Raw genomic sequence first — 16,675 nt, forward strand, 5'->3', positions numbered from 1 at the left:
ACCTGCTTTGCCTCGTCTAGCCCACGGCGACCTCGACCACCGGACCGTTGTCCGGCCTCGCGAGCCGTTTGCTCCCCTGTCCCTCCTTCCAGTAGTCGAAAAAGATGGTGTTGCCCTCGACCCAGGTCAGCACCACCTCGGTGAGGTCGAGCCGGAAGACGTGCGCCTCCCCGTCGTCGCCCTGCAGGCGGGCGACCTCCGCCGGATCGGTGATCTCGACGGCCTTTCCCGACACCTTCGCGTCCGCGCCGCCCTCGTCGATCGCCGAGGCGGCGTGGATCGCGAACCTGCCGTCGCGTTGCAGATCCTTCGCCTTCATCGCGCCGATCATCGAACCGATCAGCAGCTCCCGCTCACGGAAATCGACTTCACTGCCACTGACCCTGGGCGAGCCGTCCCGCCGGATCGTCGCCAGCACATGCGACTTCGCCGCGGTGAACCGCTCCTTGATCTTCTCCGCCAGCGCGGGTGCCTCTTCACTGAACTGCTGCCACGTCGCCATGCGGAACAGCGTCCCACCGGGGTCCGACAGTTTCGAGGCCTCAGGGCCGCGGCGCCCCCATCGGATTCGGCAGCGGGATCGCCCCGGCGTCGAAGACGCGGCGGCTCAGCGGGACGGCGAGCCGCACGGCCTCGGCGGCCCGGTCTTCGCCGAGTGCTTCGAGCGGGCCGGTGGCGAGACGGTCGGTCTCGCCCTCGATCCGTTGGCGCAGCGCGATTCCCGGACCGGTGAGGGCCAGATCGCCGTCGAGGATGCCCCGTTCGGACAACCGCGCGACGCTCTCGTCCCATTCGTCGTCGGACCAGCCGCGGTTGACCTGGATGACCTCGCGGGTCACCGCTCCGCTGCCGATGTGGGTCAGCGTCGTGTCGAGCCCGCGTAGTCCGGCGGCGACGGCGGAGAGCACGTGACCGTCCCCGCGATGCTCGCGCAACACCGTCGCCGCGAGCCAGACCCGGCCGGCGGGGGTGGCGGGCCTGGCGACCGAGGACCAGGCGGCGGCGAGTGGCCTGGCCGCGTAGTCGGCACCGGCGAGGGCGACCTCCAGCAGCTCGGCGAGTTCCGCGAGCGGCGCGTCGGCGGGCAGGATCCGGTGCAGGGTTTCCTCGACGGCGGCCATCCGGCTCGGAGTACCGCCGCGGGTTCGGCGTACTTCCACGCGTCGGGCAAGGATCGCGCGACCATCCTCGGGGCGAATCCGAAGAGCATCGCGGTCGCGGGTGGTTCCGGCAACGGCCCGAGCGGCGCGACCCGGCCGGCGAAGTAGCCCATCCACCAGCTCGGCAGGCCCACCGCCTTGGCCGCGGCCGCCGTTTCCGGGGCGAAGTAGACGACGGCGTGCAGCGGCTCGACCGCTTCCCAGAGACGGCGCTGGAGTGACTTCACGGTTCCATCTTGCCGCGCCGAAAACCGGATGCGGCCGATCGTGGTGTGGTGTGTGATCGCGGCATGGCGATCACCGTGGAGAAGCCGGGACCCGGCGGGCTGAACGAGGCCGTGGAAGCGCTGCGAGAGTGGCAATCCGAGGGCGTGGCCTGGCAACTGCATCCCGGTGACCTCGGCTGGTTCTGGCGCTCGGGGGCGGAGGCGACGGCCGCGGCGGTCCGGATCTGGCGCCGGGACGGGCGGATCCTCGCCGTCGGGCTCCTGGACGGAGCCGACCTCCTGCGGCTCACGACCGCACCCGACGTCCGCCGGGACGAGGAACTGGCGCGGCGACTGGCCGGAGACGTCGCCGCGCCGGAGCGCGGTGTGCTGCCGCCAGGCGAGGTGGCCGTCGAGGCGCCGATGGACGCTCTGCTCCAGGAACTGCTGCCCGAGCACGGCTGGCATGCCGGCGAACCATGGACGCCGCTGAGCCTCGATCTCGCCGAACCGGTGAAGGCCCCGGACCTGCGGATCGAGACGATCGGACCGGACAACTGCCACGTCTGGGCCGACGTGATGCGAGGAGCGTTCGACGGCTCGACGTTCACCCCCGACAAGTGGCGCACGATGGCGACCGGTGCGCCGTACGCCGACGCCCGGTACCTGGTCGGGTACGACGATCGGGGCGACGCCGTCGCCGCGGTCGCCGTGTGGTCAGCAGGCGTGGGGAAGCCCGGGATCCTCGAGCCGATGGGCGTGCACCGGGACCATCGCGGGCATGGCCACGGCAGGGCGATCACCGTCGCCGCGGCCGCCGCGCTCCGCGAGCTCGGCTCGTCGAGCGCGGGCGTGAACACGCCGAGTTCCAACGTCGCCGCCGTCGCGACCTACGAATCGGGCGGGTTCCGGCGGCTTCCCCAGGTCCGGGATCTCGCACGGGACGCCTCGTGAGTGGTAAGGACGGTTCTAACCGTCCTTACCACTCACGAGCCTGTACCGAAGGACTTAAGCGCCGTAAACGGGTTCCGGTACCGGACTCTCCGCCAGCAGCTCCGCCACCACCGGCCCGAGTTCGGCAGGCGACCACCGGGAACCCTTGTCCCGTACCGCGCCGTGCCGCCAGCCCTGCGCGATCGAGACGCGCCCGCCGTCGACCTCGAACACCCGGCCGGTGACCCCGGACGACTCCTCACTGCCGAGCCACACCACCAGCGGCGACACGTTTTCCGGTGCCATGGCGTCGAAACCGTCCTCCGGCGCGGCCATGTCGTCGGCGAAGGCCACCTCGGTCATCCGGGTGCGGGCGGCCGGGGCGATCGCGTTCACGGTGACGCCGTACCGCGCGAATTCGGTGGCGGCGACCAGCGTGAGCCCCAGGATCCCGGACTTCGCGGCCGCGTAGTTCCCTTGCCCGACACTGCCGAGCAGACCCGCGCCCGAACTGGTGTTGATCACCCGCGCGGCCCGGGTCCTGCCCGCTTTCGCCTCGGCTCGCCAGTACTCGGCGGCGTGCCGCGTCGGCGCGAAATGCCCCTTCAGGTGGACGCGGATGACCGCGTCCCACTCGTCCTCGCCGAGGTTGACCAGCATCCGGTCGCGCAGGAATCCCGCGTTGTTGACCAGGACGTCCAAGCCGCCGAACGTTTCGACGGCCGTCCGCACCAAAGCCGCGGCGCCGTCCCACGAGGCGATGTCGCCGGTGTTCGCCACCGCCTTGCCGCCGAGCGCCTCGATCTCGTCGACGACGTCCTGGGCGGGCCCGGCCGATCCTCCGCTTCCGTCGATCCCGGCGCCGAGGTCGTTCACCACCACCCGCGCGCCTTCTGCGGCGAACGCGAGCGCGTGCGCCCGTCCGATGCCACGACCGGCTCCGGTCACCACCACGATCCGGCCGTCGGCGATCCCGCTCACACCGGCTCCTTTCGTTCTTTCACCAGGGAATTGGAAGCGGCGAGGAAGGCGGGCACCTCTCCCCCGCCGTGCACGGTCAAGCAGGCGCCGCTGACGTAGGACGCCAGCGAGGACGCCAGGAAGACCGCGCAGGAACCGATCTCGTCCGGTGTGGCCAACCGTCCTAACGGGACGGTCGCGCCCACCGCCGCGATCCCCGCCTCGTCGCCGTAGTGCAGATGGGAGTGCTCCGTCCGCACCATGCCGACGTCGAGCGCGTTGACCCGCACCTTCGGCGCCCACTCGACGGCGAGCGACGCGGTCAGGTTGTCCAGGCCCGCTTTCGCCGCGCCGTAGGACGCCGTGCCCGGCGACGGTCTCGTCGCGCTGACGCTGCTGATGTTCACGATCACGCCGCCGCTTTCCTGGCGCTGCATGATCGCGTTCGCTGCGCGGGCGACGGTCAACGGCGCCAGCAGGTTCAGCGCGACGATCTTTTCGTGGAACCGAGGCGAGGCGTTCGCCGCCTCGGCGTACGGCGCGCCGCCCGCGTTGTTGACCACGACGTCGAGCCTGCCGTGCCGCCGGACGACCTCTTCGACGAGCGCGTCGACCTCCTTCGGGTCGCGGACGTCGCAGGAGATGAACGTCGACGCCCTGTCCCCGGCGCAGACGGGCCGCTCGGGTTCGGTGCGCGCGCAGGTGACGACTTCGGCCCCGGCACGCAGGAAAGTCCTGGTGACACCGGCGCCGACGCCGCGTACCCCGCCGGTCACCAGCACCACGGCGCCGTCGAGCCGGAGTTCGAGTGCCATGCCGGGCCTCCTTCACGTCGCTGTACCCGGGCCGGACGTCCTGCTAACGTACCAAGCAAGTGCTAGGTTTGGTAGCGGAGAAGGGTGCACGATGACCGTTTCCACCCACTCACCGGAGCCCGGCATCGCCGTGGTCACGGTCGACGCGCCCCCGGTGAACGCGCTGAGCGTGAAGGGATGGTTCGCCCTCGCGTCCGCCGTCACCGACGCCGGACGCGATCCGGCGACCCACGTGGTGGTGCTGCGCGCGGAGGGCCGCGGGTTCAACGCCGGGGTCGACATCAAGGAGATCCAGCGCGACCCGGGGTACGGCGCGCTGATCGGCGCGAACGAGGGCTGCGCGGCGGCGTTCTCCGCCGTGTACGACTGCGCCGTCCCGGTGATCGCCGCGGTGCGGGGTTTCTGTCTCGGCGGCGGGGTCGGCCTGGTCGGCAACGCGGACGTGGTGATCGCAAGCGAGGACGCGACCTTCGGGCTCCCGGAGGTCGATCGTGGAGCACTCGGCGCGGCGACCCATCTCTCGCGGCTGGTCCCCCAGCATCTGATGCGGGCCTTGTACTACACGGCTTCGACGATCACCGCGGAGCAGTTGCACCACCACGGTTCGGTCTACGCCGTGGTCCCGCGGGAGGAACTCGACGAGACCGCGCTCGGCGTCGCGCGGCAGATCGCGGCGAAGGACACCCGCGTGATCCGCGCCGCGAAACAGGCCATCAACGGCATCGACGTCCAGCCGGTACACCGCAGTTACCGCTTCGAGCAGGGATTCACCTTCGAGCTCAACCTCGCGGGCGTCTCGGACGGCGCGCGCCAGGAGTTCTTGGACGGTAAGGGGAAGTGATGGCCGACAAGCGGATGACGCCGGACGAGATCGCCGCCGAACTCCGGGACGGCATGACGATCGGGATCGGTGGCTGGGGCTCGCGGCGCAAGCCCATGGCGCTGGTGCGCGCGATCCTGCGGTCGCCGGTCAAGGATCTCACCGTCGTCTCCTACGGTGGTCCGGACATCGGGCTGCTGGCGTCGGCGGGCAAGATCAAGCATCTCGTCTTCGGGTTCGTCACGCTGGACTCGATCCCCTACGATCCGTGGTTCTCCCGGGCGCGGGAAGGGGGATCCATCAGCGTCACGGAGTACGACGAAGGGGTGTTCGGGACCGGGCTTTCCGCTGCCGCGCAACGACTTCCGTTCCTTCCGACGCGGGCGGGCCTCGGCTCCGGCGTCATGGATCTGAACCCGTCCTTGCGCACCGTCCGCTCGCCGTACGACGACGCCGAAGAGCTGCTGGCCGTGCCCGCGCTGAAGCTCGACGCGGCCTTCGTCCACCTCAATCGCGCCGACGCCCGGGGCAACGCTCAGTACCTGGGGCCGGATCCGTACTTCGACGAGCTGTTCGCCCTCGCCGCCGACAAGTGTTACGTATCAACGGAAAAGATCGTGGAGACGGCCGCGCTCACCGAAGCCGGGCCGGTGCAGAGCCTGCTGCTGAGCCGGATGCTCGTCACCGGGGTGGCCGAAACACCGAACGGCGCGCATTTCACCACCGCCGTCCCGGACTACGGACGTGACGAACGTTTCCAGCGTCACTACGCCGAAGCGGCCAAGGATCTCGACGCGTGGCCGAAGTTCGTCGACAGGTTCCTGTCCGGCGACGAAGCGCGGTACCAGAAGGCCGTCGCCGAATTCGGGGAGTCCGCATGAGTGACATCAGCCGTGCCGAAGTGGCCGTCGTGGCCTGTGCCGAACTGTTCCGCGGTGACGGCGAGATCGTGGTGAGCCCCATGGGTTTCATCCCGTCGCTGGGCGCCCGGCTCGCCCGGCTGACGTTCGAACCCGACATCCTGCTGTCCGACGGGGAGGCGTACCTGATGACCCCGGACGCCGTCGTCGAAGGCTGGCAACCGTTCCGCAAGGTCCTCGACACCGTGGTACCGCGCGGGAAACGGCATGTGGTGATGGGCGCCAACCAGATCGACGGCGAGGGCAACCAGAACATCTCGGCGATCGGCGACCATGCGCGCCCCAGGAAACAACTTCTCGGTGTCCGCGGCGGGCCGGGCAACACGGCCAACCACCGCACGAGCTACTGGGTCCCCCGGCACGGCAAGCGGGTTTTCGTCGATCAGGTCGACGTCGTGTCCGGGGTCGGTTACGCCAGGGCACGCGAGGCCGGGCTGCGGCACCACGACGTCCACCGCGTCGTCACCAACCTCGGCGTCCTGGACTTCGGCGGCGAAGACCACGCGCCGAGGCTGCTTTCCGTTCATCCGGGGGTTTCCGTGGACGAGGTCGTCGAGGCGACGTCGTTCCCGCTGATCACCGACGGAGTCACCGAGTCCCGGCTGCCGACCGAGTCCGAACTGCTCCTGATCCGTACCAGCCTGGATCCGAAGTCCCTGCGGGACAAGGAAGTCCCGTCGTGAAGACCGCGCTGACCGAACTCGCCGGGATCCGGCACCCGATCGTGCAGACCGGGATGGGCTGGGTCGCCGGGCCGCGCCTGGTCTCCGCGACGGCGGAAGCGGGCGGCCTCGGCATCCTCGCGTCCGCCACGATGACCTACGACGAACTGGCGGCGGCCATCAAGGAGGTCAAGAGCCGCACGTCCGAACCGTTCGGTGTCAACCTCCGCGCGGACGCCGAAGACGCCGCGCGCCGGGTCGAGCTGCTCATCACCGAAGAAGTCCGCGTCGCGTCCTTCGCGCTCGCGCCGAAGAAGGACATGATCGCGCGGCTCAAGGACAACGGCGTCCTCGTCGTCCCTTCGGTCGGTGCGGCCAGGCACGCGGAGAAAGTCGCGGGCTGGGGTGCCGACGCCGTCATCGTGCAGGGCGGCGAGGGCGGCGGGCACACCGGCGGGGTCGCGACGACGCTGTTGCTGCCGTCGGTGCTGGACGCGGTCGACATCCCGGTGGTCGCGGCCGGTGGCTTCTTCGACGGCCGGGGGCTCGCCGCCGCGCTCGCCTACGGGGCGGCCGGCGTCGCCATGGGCACCCGGTTCCTCCTGACGAGGGAAAGCACCGTCCCCGACGAGATCAAGCAGGCGTACCTCGCCCGTGACCTCAACGGCACCGTCGTCACCCGGAAGGTGGACGGGATGCCGCATCGCGTGCTCCGGACGGAACTGGTCGACGCGCTCGAATCCGCCGGTCCGGTGCGCGGGCTCGCCAGGGCCGCCCGGAACGCTTCGAAGTTCCGGAAGCTGACCGGCCTGTCGTGGCGCTCGCTGGCCACCGAGGGGCTGCGGATGAAACGCGGCGGCGACCGGACCTGGTCTCAGGTCCTGATGGCCGCCAACACGCCGATGCTGTTGCGCGCCGGGCTCGTCGAAGGCGACCGGAGCGCCGGGGTGCTGGCGTCCGGGCAGGTCGTCGGCCTGCTCGGCGACCTGCCCGCGGTCGGCGACCTGATCGAGACGATCGTCGCCGACGCCACCGGCATCCTGCGGCGGCTGGCCTCGGAGTGAGGGTCCGGGCACGCTGTGCTTGACTTCGGCCATGATCTCGGAGAGTCGTTGTCCGGTCGAGGACGGTGAGCTGTACGTCCGCAGCACCGGCGAAGGGCCGCTTCTGCTCCTGATCGCGGGCGGGCTGGGCTCGGCGGACACCTTCCGGGCGATGACGAAGCTGCTCGCGGACGACTACACCGTCGTCACCTACGACCGGCGCGGGCACTTCCGCAGCACGGACAGCAGCACCGGCCCGGTCAGCGTGCCGAAGCAGGCCGACGACGCCTACGCGGTGCTCCAGCACGTCGGGGGTGCCCCTGCGCGCGTGTTCGGCACCAGCGCGGGCGCCATGATCGGCCTCGACCTCGTCGCCCGCTACCCGGACTCGGCGACGGTGCTGGTCGCCCACGAACCGCCCGCCATCCAGCTGCTGCCCGACGCGCTCGGCTGGCTCGACGAGGCCAACGCCCAGGTCCGGCTCGCGCAGGCCGGTGACCTGATGGGGGCGTTCAAACGGTTCACCGACGGTATCGCCGGCGCCGCGCTGCCCGAGCTGCGCGCGATCCGGCTGCCGAACGAGGAGGACTGGAAGCGGCTGTTCGGCCGCGAGCTGGCCGAGATCCTCGACTACCTTCCCGATCTGCGGGCACTGCGGCGGAGCAGGACCGAGATCGTCCCCGTCGCCGGTGTCGGCAGCCGAGGGCACTACCACTACCAGCCCGCGAAGATCCTGGCGCTCGAACTGGGGTTGCCGTTCACCGAGGTACCGGGCGCGCATCTGGCGCCGCAGCGGAATCCCGCCCAGTTCACCGAAGCGCTGCGGGGCCTGCTCGAAGGCTGAGTCACGGCATCAGCGGCAGTTTTCCGACCAGCTTGTCGATCCGGTTGCGTGGGCCGACGATGCCGATCGCGCAGAAGTCCATCTCTTCGGCCGGGATCTCCTTCATCGTCGCGAGGAAATCGGTGTAGACCCGGATCCGCTGGGCGACCGCGGGCATGTCGGCGACGTGACAGCCGGGCGAGGCCGCGGCCTTGGTCCGGATCGCCCGGAGTTGCGCGGCGTCGGCCGCCAGCACCGAGCAGCCGATCCACGGCAGGCCCGTGTAATGCTCGCCGCCGGCGTCGACCGCTTCTTCTCCCAGGAGCCCGGTGACCCCCTGCGCGGTGGCGACGGCGGTGCAGACCGCCGCGTTGACCGCGCGGCCCGGCGACAGCTCACTGTCGACCACGATGACCCACTTCAACCGGGCCTGGCGGGTGGACGCGGCGAAGTCGATCTCCCCGGGGGCGAATCCGATGGCCGTACCGTACTCGGACATTCAGCTGATCTCCTGCTCACATCAACGGATGAACAAGGCCAAGCTAAGAGGACATACGAGTACAGTCCACCGTGTTCGTACTTAATACGGCGAGAGGGCCCGGATGGCGCGACTGGACGAACTTGATAAGGCGATCCTGGCGCAATTGCAGTCGGACGCACGGAAGACCAACCGGGAAGTGGCCGCCGCCGTGGGCGTTTCGCCGACCACCGCGCTGGACCGCACCCGCGGCCTGAGGGAGCGCGGCGTGATCCGCGGCGCCCTGCTGGACGTGGATCTGCCGTCGATCGGACGCGGGGTGCAGGCGCTCATCGCGGTGCGGGTGCGGCCGCCCTCCCGGCGCAACATCGAAGGCTTCCGGAACTGGGTCAACGCGCTGCCCGACCTCGTCGGTCTCTACGTGACCACCGGGACCGAGGACTTCATCCTGCATGTCGCCGTGCCCGACAACGACAGTCTCTACGCCTTCGTGATCGACAAGCTGACCGAACGGCCCGAGGTGGCCGACGTGCGCACCTCGATGGTGTTCGAGCACAGCCGTCGTACCAAGATCACGCCGGTGGACCGTTAGAGCTCCCGGATGACGCGAGCCGGGTTGCCCGCGGCGAACACCTTCGGCGGCAGGTCACGCGTGACGACGCTGCCCGCGCCCACCACGACGTCGTCTCCGATGGTGACCCCGGCGCAGACGATCACGCCGCCGCCGAACCAGACGTTGTCCCCGATGGTGATCGGCGCGGCCGACTCCCAGCGCTGCCGCCGCAGTTCGTGGTCCTCCATCGGATGCAGGGCGGTCAGCAGCTGGCAGCGCGGGCCGATCGAGCAGTCCGACCCGATCTTGATCGGCGCGCAGTCGAGCAGGATGGCGTCGTAGTTGAGGAAACTGTTGGCGCCGATCTCGATCAGATAGCCGTAGTCGCACTGGAACCGCGGCATGATCCAGGAACCCTCGCCGAGTTTTCCCAGCAGTGCGCGCAGGATCGTGTCCCGCTCACCGGTCTCCTCGGCGCCCGTGCCGTTGAACCGGTCGACGAGTGCCTGCGCGCGCCCGCGGTCCGCGACCAGTTCGGGGTCGTTGTCCCGGTACAGCTCGCCGCGCAGCATGCGGTCCTTCTGCTCACCCATGCCGCCAACCTACCGAAAAGCGTCCTGCCGGCGAGCCTCCCGAGGGAAGCCGCCGACAGGACGGGGTGAATGCTCGCGGAGCGTTCTTCAGTTGTGTCGATCGGTTTTCGGGTAGGGCCGGCCCGGCGGATGGGTGAGGTGTAGGGGGGACCCGCCGGGCCGGAGTATCTTCCTTTCTCTTCGCAGGTTCCTGCTTCCGCTTCAGGGCGTCATTCGCGGCACTGACGGCCTTCGTTGACGCAGTCGACGAGGCGATCCATGATCCGGTCGGACATCACGTTCGCGAAATCGTCGTGGTCGGAGAACGGGTTGTGCTCCTCCTCGGGGAACGAGTCCACTTTGTACTGTCCGGCGGCCTGGATCTGCCGGGGGATCTCGTAGGTCAGCGAGATGGTGAGCTCCGGGACGGCGGTCAGGCCGTTCGCGCATTCGCCGTTCTCGTCGGGGTACTTGATGTGGTCCCGGTGGTTTTCGCTGTCGATGTTGTCGCCGTCGAGACAGCTGGGGAAGGTGTGCACCCGTTTGACGTCACTGCCTTCGGGGCAGATCGGGTACTGCTTGATGAGCCTGTTCTCGAAGCCGGTGCAGGTCCAGCTCTCCCGCGCGTTGGCGGGACCGTTCGTGGAGACCTTCGCGTCACCGTAAAGGATACGGAGGAATTTCGGCATCTCCTTCACCTTCCCCCGGGCGTTGCCCTTGAAGGTGATGTCGACGACCGCGGGGCGCTGGATCTCACCGTCGTTGCCGGCGAGTTCGTTGTCGGCGTCCGGTTCTTCCAGCTGAGCCTCGTCCTGCTGGTTCCGGTCGTTCCGCTGCCGGTTCCGGTCACCCTGCCGCCGCTCTTGACCCTGTTGCTCTTCGGCTTCCTCCGCGGTGTCGATCCGCACCACCGGCCAGAAGTACGTCGACTCGTCGCCGTTGCGGCAGGTGGTACCGGCGCCCAGCAGGCTGTCGTTGTCCGAATCCGCGTTCGTGGAAAGGTTTCCGACGTAATCGTGCAGATGCTGGGCGCCGTTGCGCACCCCCGGCTGCGCGATGAAGTTGTCGGGATTGAAATGCCCGTTCTCGTTCCGGCCGCAGTCGACGGTGAACGAGCCGGTGGAGGCGTTCCGGCCCGGCTCCGGCTTGTCGACGTTCGGCCGGACCCGGGTGATGTCCACGAACTGCGACCTGTCCACCTCGTCCGCGGCGGCGCGTTCGGGGTCACCGGTCGTGGTGGACACCACCAGACCACCGACCGCGATCGACAAGCCCAGCAACGCGGTCGCGATCTTGGTCCTGCGGGCGATCCGATGGCGCCCTTGATTTCGTGCCATTAGCTGCTCACCTCATTCTTTTCCGGGCACGCCGATCACTCGCACCCGGGCATGAGCCACGCATTTGTCGAATACGCCGATTACCGCATTCGTGGCGAACCCTTCTGTTCGCCCGCCGATTCAGATCCGGCTACTGGGGAATACGGCTCCAGCCGAGGATCGGTTCAAAACGCGATCCGGCCGTTATCTTTCCGTTATAAGACTACCGGCGCACAGTGGCCAGCACGGTGCCGTCCCGTTTGAGCACCTCGAAGCGTTCGATGTCGGCCTTCTGCAGCGCCGTCGAACCGGTGATGACGAGCGGAGCCGGGGAACCGGGCACGCCGTACCCCTTGGCCGGCACGCTCCAGTTGTTGACGACGTAGGCCTCTCCACCGTGGGAGTAGGCGAAAAGCTGGCAGGTCATCGGGCCGACGAGGCCGCGCAGTTCGAGTTCGACCGCACTGCCCCACTCCTTCTCCTGCACCGTGACCTCGGCGGCGACCGCGTTGCCCGCCTCGGACCAGCCGAACGGGGCGGCGCCTCCGTCCGGGCCCGCCTCGCGTCCCCGCGACGACGACGGAGGCGGCGGCACCACCGACGTGACGACGGTGGGCGCGGCCTGCGTCACGACCGGTTCACGGTCGGTGAGCGAAAGGACGGTGACCGGTCCGCCGACGACGAGCACGAGTACGGCGGCGGCCGTCGCGAGCCGGATGATCTTGCGGCGACGGCCCGCCTTGGCCGCGTCCGCGAGCAGCATCCGCAGCACTCGCGGGCCCGGCCCCTTCACGGGCGGGTCGGGCCAGCTCTTCTTGACCATGTCGAGAATGTCGGGCAGGTGGTACATCTCCACCAGTTCGACCTGACACTCGGGACACTCCAGAAGATGCGCTTCGAACCTGGCATGGTCCTCTTCGCCGAGGACGCCGAGCACGTAGGCGGCGATGTCCGTGTGGACGGCTCCGGACACCTCGCTCACCCCCGCTCCTGCAACGCCCTGCGCAACGCGCGCACGGCGTGGTGGATCCGCGATTTCACCGTACCCGGCGGGACCCCGAGCGTCGCCGCGACCTCGTTCACGGTGCGGTCACGAAGATAGGTCTGCTGAACGGCCTCGCGTTGTTCCGGGGAAAGATTGCGCAGGGCCTCGTAAACGATCATGGCCGCGAGCGTCTTCTCCGATTCGTCCGGCACTCCGATCGAATCCGACTCCAGTTCCTCCACCTCTTGAGGGCGGGCGCTCCGGCTCCGCCAGCCGTCGATGACGATGCGCCTGGCCACGGTGAACAGCCAGGCGCGCAGCATTTCCGGCTGCCGGTCGAGTTTGCCGGCGTTGCGCCACGCCTTGATGAGCGTCTCCTGGACCACGTCCTCGGCCCACTGGCGATCGTGGCCGGTCAGCTTCAGCACGAACGCCATCAGGCTGGACCCGAACTCCTGGTACAACGCCCTGATGAGGTCGTCATGCCCGTTCGACGCGGGTTCATGATCGACGATTGGCTGCAGTATCCGAGAGTGGCGTCCCACGCGGCACATCTTTGTGGGCTCAGGGGCGATAAGTCCAGTACCAAAACCGGCCCGGCCCGGTTCTCCGAGCGTGGGAAAGTTTTTTGAACCGTTTCCCGCTCGTGACCGTATCCCCTACCGAAGACCCCGACCCGGCGCTGTCCCCCCGCATCGCCGAATCCACTGTGGATCATGACTGTCCATAGTGGACCTGAACCTGCCTGCACACCATCTCCCCGCGGTGATGGCGTTCTCCTCTGCCCCGACAGGAGGATTTCCGTGAACCCCGTGTCACGCTCGGTCATACCTCTGACCCTCACCCTGGCCGCGGTCGCGCTGACCTCGGCCTGCACCACCGGTACCGCGGGACCGAACGGCACCCCGGGCACGGCCCCGGCCGCCGGAGCGGCGGAAATCCCGGGAATGCCCGACCCCGCGGCCGAACCGGCTCCCGGTGTCACGGCGGCGATCCTGTTCGACCTCGGCCCGATCGTCACCGACACCAACGGCTTCACGCTTTACCGCTACGACAAGGACTCGGTGAATCCGCCCCAGTCGAAGTGCACCGAAACCTGTTCACGGACCTGGATTCCCGCCAAGGCAGGCGGCGACCTCGTGGTCACCGGGATCGATCGCGCCCTGGTCGGCAGCGTGACCAGGGACGACGGCACCGAGCAGGTCACGCTCGCGGGCTGGCCGCTCTACCGCAACGCCGGCGACGCGATGCCCGGCAACACCGGCGGGCAGGGCGTCGACGGCGCGTGGTTCCCCGCCAAACCGGACGGCACGAAAGTGCTGCTCACCGCGGACACCTGGCAGGCCGATGACCTCGGCATCTGACCTCCCCGGACCGGTCCGCCCGCTGCTCATCCTGCTGATCGCGGCCACGGTGAGCCTGTTCGGCCCCCTCGGCGACGCGCACGCCCAAGAACTCTCCGCGGCGGACAAGAACCTGATCGTCAACGTCAAACTGGCCGGACTGTGGGAAATGCCCGCCGGGATGTGGGCGCAGGAACGCGGAAAGAGCCGGCGGACCCGCGAAGTCGGCCGGGCGTTGATGATCGACCACGGCAGGCTCGACACCGCGACGCACGCCATCGCCGACCGGTTCGGCGTCGCTCTGCCCTCCGAGCCCTCGGATCAGCAGTCCGCGTGGCTCGGCGAGATGAAGACCGCCCGGGACGACAGTGAATTCGACCGTGTCTTCGCCAACCGCCTCCGGTACGCGCACGGGATCCTGTTCCCCGTCATCGCCCAGGTCAGGGCCGGTACCCGCAACGACGTCGTCCGCGACTACGCCACCACGGCCAACCAGGCGGTGCTACGGCATATGACCCTGCTGGAGAGCACCGGCGTCGTCGACCAGTCCCTGCTGCCGGAAGCCCCGGTGCCGCAGTCGAATTCGGCCAACGCCGCGATGGACGTCGGCTTCGGAGACCTCGTGCTCGGCCTGCTGCTCGCGGTGGTGCTCGGCGGCGGACTGTTCATGGCCGTCCGGGCCCTGCGCGGCAAGAACACGCGGACCCGCACACGCGCGGCCGCCACCGAACCGGATCCGGTTCCCAGTGCCCCAGGAGAGATCAATGTATGACCAGTGGTCCGAGGTGGTGATCGTGCTGACCCAGAAATCGCACACCGACTCCGGCATCAAGGGCATGGCGCAGACCTCAGCCCGGATCTCGTACGGCTTCATGTGCCTCACCCTGTGCTGGGGCGTGTTCACCGCGACCGGCTGGATCAAGTCGCTGACCGGGCGGAAGGCACTGCGCAGCTCGCATATGGTGCTCGGCATCCTGACGTTGTCGTTCGGTGTCGTGCACGCGATGTCGTTCCTGTTCCTGCCCGACGGTTTCACCCTGGCGCAGGTCACGATCCCGCTCCTGCCGGGCACCCTGGCGCGACACGAGCTCGGCGTCATCGGGCTCGAGGTGATGATCGCGGTCGCGCTGACCGGCGGGATCAGCCGGTTCAGCTCCTACCGCCGCTTTCTGTGGATCCACCGGCTCGCCTATCCGGCGGTCGCGATCACCGCGCTGCACGCGTTCTTCGGTGCCATGGCCAACGGGCATCTCGGCCTGCTGTGGTTCGGCGGGATCTCGCTGCTGGTCCCCGCGGTGCTGCTGACCGCGCTGCGGTTCACGCCGACCCGGTACCTGGAACGGCTGGGCCTGGTCGAAGAGCTGGTCTGACGACTTGGAGAACGAACAATGATCTTCGGAAGCATCCGGCGCGGCACCCGCGTCAGCGTCGACAACGAGCGGTGCGAGATCTTCGGCTTCTGCGAGATGGAGGCGCCGTCCACGTTCAAGATCGGCCCGGACGGCAAGCTCCGCATCCGCCGGATGGTCGACCGGGACGGTCTGGACCAGGCCATCTCCGCCGCGCGGCTCTGCCCGAAACAGGCCATCAGAGTCAAGGGAGAAGGAGCGTACGACGATGAGTGACGGAGATCGGATCGTCATCGTCGGCGCGGGCGTCGCCGGCCTCCGCTCAGCGGAACGGTTGCGGGAACTCGGGTTCGACGGCGAGATCGTGCTGGTCGGCGACGAGCCGCGGAAGCCCTACCACCGGCCGATGGTGTCGAAGGAGCTCATCACCGGCGGGGTGAAACCGGTGGCCGCGAGCCTGGAGCCCTACGTCGACCTGGACGTCCATTGGCGGCTGGGCACCCGCGCGACCTGGCTCGACAGCAAGGAGCGCACCGTCCACCTGCCGGGTGGCGAATCCCTTTGGTACGACGGTTTGATCATCGCGACCGGCGTCCACCCCCGGCATCTTCCCGGCTCGCCGCGCCACGACCCCCGGGTCCGGGTGCTGCGCACCGTGGAGGACTCACTGGCCGTCCGGCGGGCGCTGGGGAACAGCACCAAGTCCGTCGTGGTGATCGGCAGCGGCCTGATCGGGAACGAGTTCGCCGCGTCGATGCGGTACATGGGCCGGGACGTCACGCTCATCGGCCACGCGAAGGCGCCTTTGCACCGCTTCGGGGAGCGGATCGCGTCGGCGCTCACCAAGGAACACCAGCACCATCGCGCCAAGCTGGCGATGAACACCGAGGTGCGGAACTGGATCAGCACCAAGGAGACGGTCGGGCTGCACCTGACCAACAACCAGTTCCTGGTGGCCAGCTGCGTGGTGCTCTCGATCGGCAGCGTGCCTGCCGTGGACTGGCTGCGCGGCTCGGAGCTGACCATCGACGACGGCGTGCTGTGCGAATCGACCCTTTTCGCCGTCGGGGCGGAAGACGTCGTGGTCGCCGGTGACGTCGCGAAATGGCCGAACCTGCGGATTGACGAGACCCCGCGGCGGGTCGAGCACTGGATGAACGGCGTCGAATCCGGGCGCGCGGCGGCGGAAAGCCTGATGCTGGGCCGGGGCAACGCGCGGCCGTACACGCCGCTCCCCCGCGCCTGGTCGTCCCTGTACGACGCGCGGTTGCAGACCGTCGGGATGCCGTCGCTGGGCAAGGACACGATCGAACTCTCCGACGGGGTCACCGGTTTCGTCCGCGACGGCAGGCTGATCGGCGCGGCGGGCTGGGACCGGCCGAAGGCGATGATCCACTGGACCGCCGAACTCGACCGGCGGCTGCCGGTGCCGGAGCCGGTGTTCCCCGCCCCTGCCGCTCCTTCGTTCGCGGCGACGCCGATCGGGGAGGACATCCTGGCCCCGTTCGAGCGGGACTTCCTGTCCGAGACGCCGACCGAGGCCGTTCCCGCACCGGAAAGGATGCCCTGGGCTCGCGTTCCCGCCGGGTGACCCGGGATCGCGAACGGACCGGGGCCGCGCGCGGCGGCCGCGGTCCCCAGGTGGCGGTGGGTAGCCGGGCCTCCGCACCCACCGCCACCCCCTGGGGACGCCGGGAGGTACCGGGACCGACGGTGATTCGGGCTCCGCCGGGTACC

The 16,675-nt window shown here is 69.1% G+C and carries 20 protein-coding genes and 1 pseudogene; 12 read left to right on the forward strand and 9 right to left on the reverse strand.

Going from position 1 to position 16,675, the window contains the following annotated elements; genetic code table 11:
• Positions 1 to 16: 16 nt before the first annotated feature.
• Both CVV72_RS16550 and CVV72_RS16555 read right to left on the reverse strand, forming a co-directional pair.
• On the reverse strand, positions 17 to 502 hold the full coding sequence (locus CVV72_RS16550) for a pyridoxamine 5'-phosphate oxidase family protein (protein WP_219153241.1): 486 nt from the start codon (positions 500 to 502) through the stop codon (positions 17 to 19).
• A 40-nt stretch (positions 503 to 542) separates the two neighbouring features.
• Positions 543 to 1,387, reverse strand: a pseudogene (locus CVV72_RS16555) (hypothetical protein).
• Positions 1,388 to 1,450: 63 nt separating this feature from the next.
• Here CVV72_RS16555 and CVV72_RS16560 point away from each other — a divergent pair.
• Positions 1,451 to 2,320 (forward strand): N-acetyltransferase, encoded by an 870-nt coding sequence (locus CVV72_RS16560; RefSeq protein WP_219153242.1) that lies wholly within the window; start codon positions 1,451 to 1,453, stop codon positions 2,318 to 2,320.
• 54 nt (positions 2,321 to 2,374) lie between these two features.
• On the opposite strand, the gene CVV72_RS16565 is transcribed toward CVV72_RS16560, so the two are convergent.
• Both CVV72_RS16565 and CVV72_RS16570 read right to left on the reverse strand, forming a co-directional pair.
• Positions 2,375 to 3,280, reverse strand: coding sequence for an SDR family oxidoreductase (locus CVV72_RS16565; protein WP_219153243.1), 906 nt, complete (start codon positions 3,278 to 3,280; stop codon positions 2,375 to 2,377).
• Positions 3,277 to 4,074, reverse strand: coding sequence for an SDR family oxidoreductase (locus CVV72_RS16570; RefSeq protein WP_219153244.1), 798 nt, complete (start codon positions 4,072 to 4,074; stop codon positions 3,277 to 3,279). The genes CVV72_RS16565 and CVV72_RS16570 overlap by 4 nt, the downstream gene beginning before the upstream one ends.
• A gap of 91 nt (positions 4,075 to 4,165) precedes the next feature.
• Between CVV72_RS16570 and CVV72_RS16575 the strand changes: the two genes are divergently transcribed.
• The 5 genes from CVV72_RS16575 to CVV72_RS16595 are packed head-to-tail and all read left to right on the forward strand — an operon-like array spanning position 4,166 to position 8,363.
• Entirely contained in the window at positions 4,166 to 4,915 is a 750-nt protein-coding gene (locus CVV72_RS16575) for an enoyl-CoA hydratase family protein (RefSeq protein ID WP_219153245.1), read from the forward strand.
• On the forward strand, positions 4,915 to 5,775 hold the full coding sequence (locus CVV72_RS16580; protein WP_219153246.1) for a CoA transferase subunit A: 861 nt from the start codon (positions 4,915 to 4,917) through the stop codon (positions 5,773 to 5,775). Before CVV72_RS16575 ends, CVV72_RS16580 begins: the two co-directional genes overlap by 1 nt.
• Entirely contained in the window at positions 5,772 to 6,497 is a 726-nt protein-coding gene (locus CVV72_RS16585; RefSeq protein ID WP_219153247.1) for a CoA-transferase subunit beta, read from the forward strand. The genes CVV72_RS16580 and CVV72_RS16585 overlap by 4 nt, the downstream gene beginning before the upstream one ends.
• The gene (locus CVV72_RS16590; protein ID WP_219153248.1) at positions 6,494 to 7,540 is read left to right on the forward strand and encodes a nitronate monooxygenase family protein; all 1,047 of its coding nucleotides are present in this window, start codon (positions 6,494 to 6,496) and stop codon (positions 7,538 to 7,540) included. The genes CVV72_RS16585 and CVV72_RS16590 overlap by 4 nt, the downstream gene beginning before the upstream one ends.
• 31 nt (positions 7,541 to 7,571) lie before the next feature.
• On the forward strand, positions 7,572 to 8,363 hold the full coding sequence (locus tag CVV72_RS16595) for an alpha/beta fold hydrolase (protein ID WP_219153249.1): 792 nt from the start codon (positions 7,572 to 7,574) through the stop codon (positions 8,361 to 8,363).
• A 1-nt stretch (position 8,364) separates the two neighbouring features.
• Here CVV72_RS16595 and CVV72_RS16600 read toward each other — a convergent pair whose 3' ends face one another.
• Entirely contained in the window at positions 8,365 to 8,841 is a 477-nt protein-coding gene (locus CVV72_RS16600) for a DUF2000 domain-containing protein (RefSeq protein WP_219153250.1), read from the reverse strand.
• A gap of 103 nt (positions 8,842 to 8,944) precedes the next feature.
• On the opposite strand from CVV72_RS16600, the gene CVV72_RS16605 reads away from it, so the two are divergent.
• The gene (locus CVV72_RS16605; protein WP_034317178.1) at positions 8,945 to 9,412 is read left to right on the forward strand and encodes an Lrp/AsnC family transcriptional regulator; all 468 of its coding nucleotides are present in this window, start codon (positions 8,945 to 8,947) and stop codon (positions 9,410 to 9,412) included.
• Here the strand turns inward: CVV72_RS16605 and CVV72_RS16610 are convergent.
• The 4 genes from CVV72_RS16610 to CVV72_RS16625 form a co-directional block, all read right to left on the reverse strand.
• The gene (locus CVV72_RS16610; RefSeq protein WP_219153251.1) at positions 9,409 to 9,966 is read right to left on the reverse strand and encodes a sugar O-acetyltransferase; all 558 of its coding nucleotides are present in this window, start codon (positions 9,964 to 9,966) and stop codon (positions 9,409 to 9,411) included. The genes CVV72_RS16605 and CVV72_RS16610 overlap by 4 nt on opposite strands.
• Before the next feature lie 209 nt (positions 9,967 to 10,175).
• Positions 10,176 to 11,282 (reverse strand): DUF1996 domain-containing protein, encoded by a 1,107-nt coding sequence (locus CVV72_RS16615; protein ID WP_219153252.1) that lies wholly within the window; start codon positions 11,280 to 11,282, stop codon positions 10,176 to 10,178.
• Positions 11,283 to 11,484: 202 nt separating this feature from the next.
• A complete protein-coding gene (locus CVV72_RS16620) occupies positions 11,485 to 12,243 on the reverse strand; it encodes an anti-sigma factor (RefSeq protein WP_219153253.1) in 759 nt (252 codons plus the stop codon).
• The gene (locus CVV72_RS16625) at positions 12,240 to 12,791 is read right to left on the reverse strand and encodes a sigma-70 family RNA polymerase sigma factor (RefSeq protein ID WP_034317190.1); all 552 of its coding nucleotides are present in this window, start codon (positions 12,789 to 12,791) and stop codon (positions 12,240 to 12,242) included. Before CVV72_RS16625 ends, CVV72_RS16620 begins: the two co-directional genes overlap by 4 nt.
• 258 nt (positions 12,792 to 13,049) lie before the next feature.
• Between CVV72_RS16625 and CVV72_RS16630 the strand changes: the two genes are divergently transcribed.
• The 5 genes from CVV72_RS16630 to CVV72_RS16650 are packed head-to-tail and all read left to right on the forward strand — an operon-like array spanning position 13,050 to position 16,529.
• The gene (locus CVV72_RS16630) at positions 13,050 to 13,610 is read left to right on the forward strand and encodes a hypothetical protein (protein WP_219153254.1); all 561 of its coding nucleotides are present in this window, start codon (positions 13,050 to 13,052) and stop codon (positions 13,608 to 13,610) included.
• Positions 13,594 to 14,361, forward strand: coding sequence for a DUF4142 domain-containing protein (locus CVV72_RS16635; protein ID WP_219153255.1), 768 nt, complete (start codon positions 13,594 to 13,596; stop codon positions 14,359 to 14,361). The genes CVV72_RS16630 and CVV72_RS16635 overlap by 17 nt, the downstream gene beginning before the upstream one ends.
• The gene (locus CVV72_RS16640; RefSeq protein ID WP_219153256.1) at positions 14,354 to 14,959 is read left to right on the forward strand and encodes a ferric reductase-like transmembrane domain-containing protein; all 606 of its coding nucleotides are present in this window, start codon (positions 14,354 to 14,356) and stop codon (positions 14,957 to 14,959) included. Before CVV72_RS16635 ends, CVV72_RS16640 begins: the two co-directional genes overlap by 8 nt.
• A gap of 18 nt (positions 14,960 to 14,977) precedes the next feature.
• Entirely contained in the window at positions 14,978 to 15,214 is a 237-nt protein-coding gene (locus CVV72_RS16645; protein ID WP_007033644.1) for a ferredoxin, read from the forward strand.
• Positions 15,207 to 16,529 (forward strand): NAD(P)/FAD-dependent oxidoreductase, encoded by a 1,323-nt coding sequence (locus CVV72_RS16650; protein WP_219153257.1) that lies wholly within the window; start codon positions 15,207 to 15,209, stop codon positions 16,527 to 16,529. Before CVV72_RS16645 ends, CVV72_RS16650 begins: the two co-directional genes overlap by 8 nt.
• The last annotated feature ends 146 nt before the right edge of the window (positions 16,530 to 16,675 follow it).

It is taken from the genome of Amycolatopsis sp. TNS106 (assembly GCF_019330265.1).
GTDB classification, from domain to species: domain Bacteria; phylum Actinomycetota; class Actinomycetes; order Mycobacteriales; family Pseudonocardiaceae; genus Amycolatopsis; species Amycolatopsis lurida.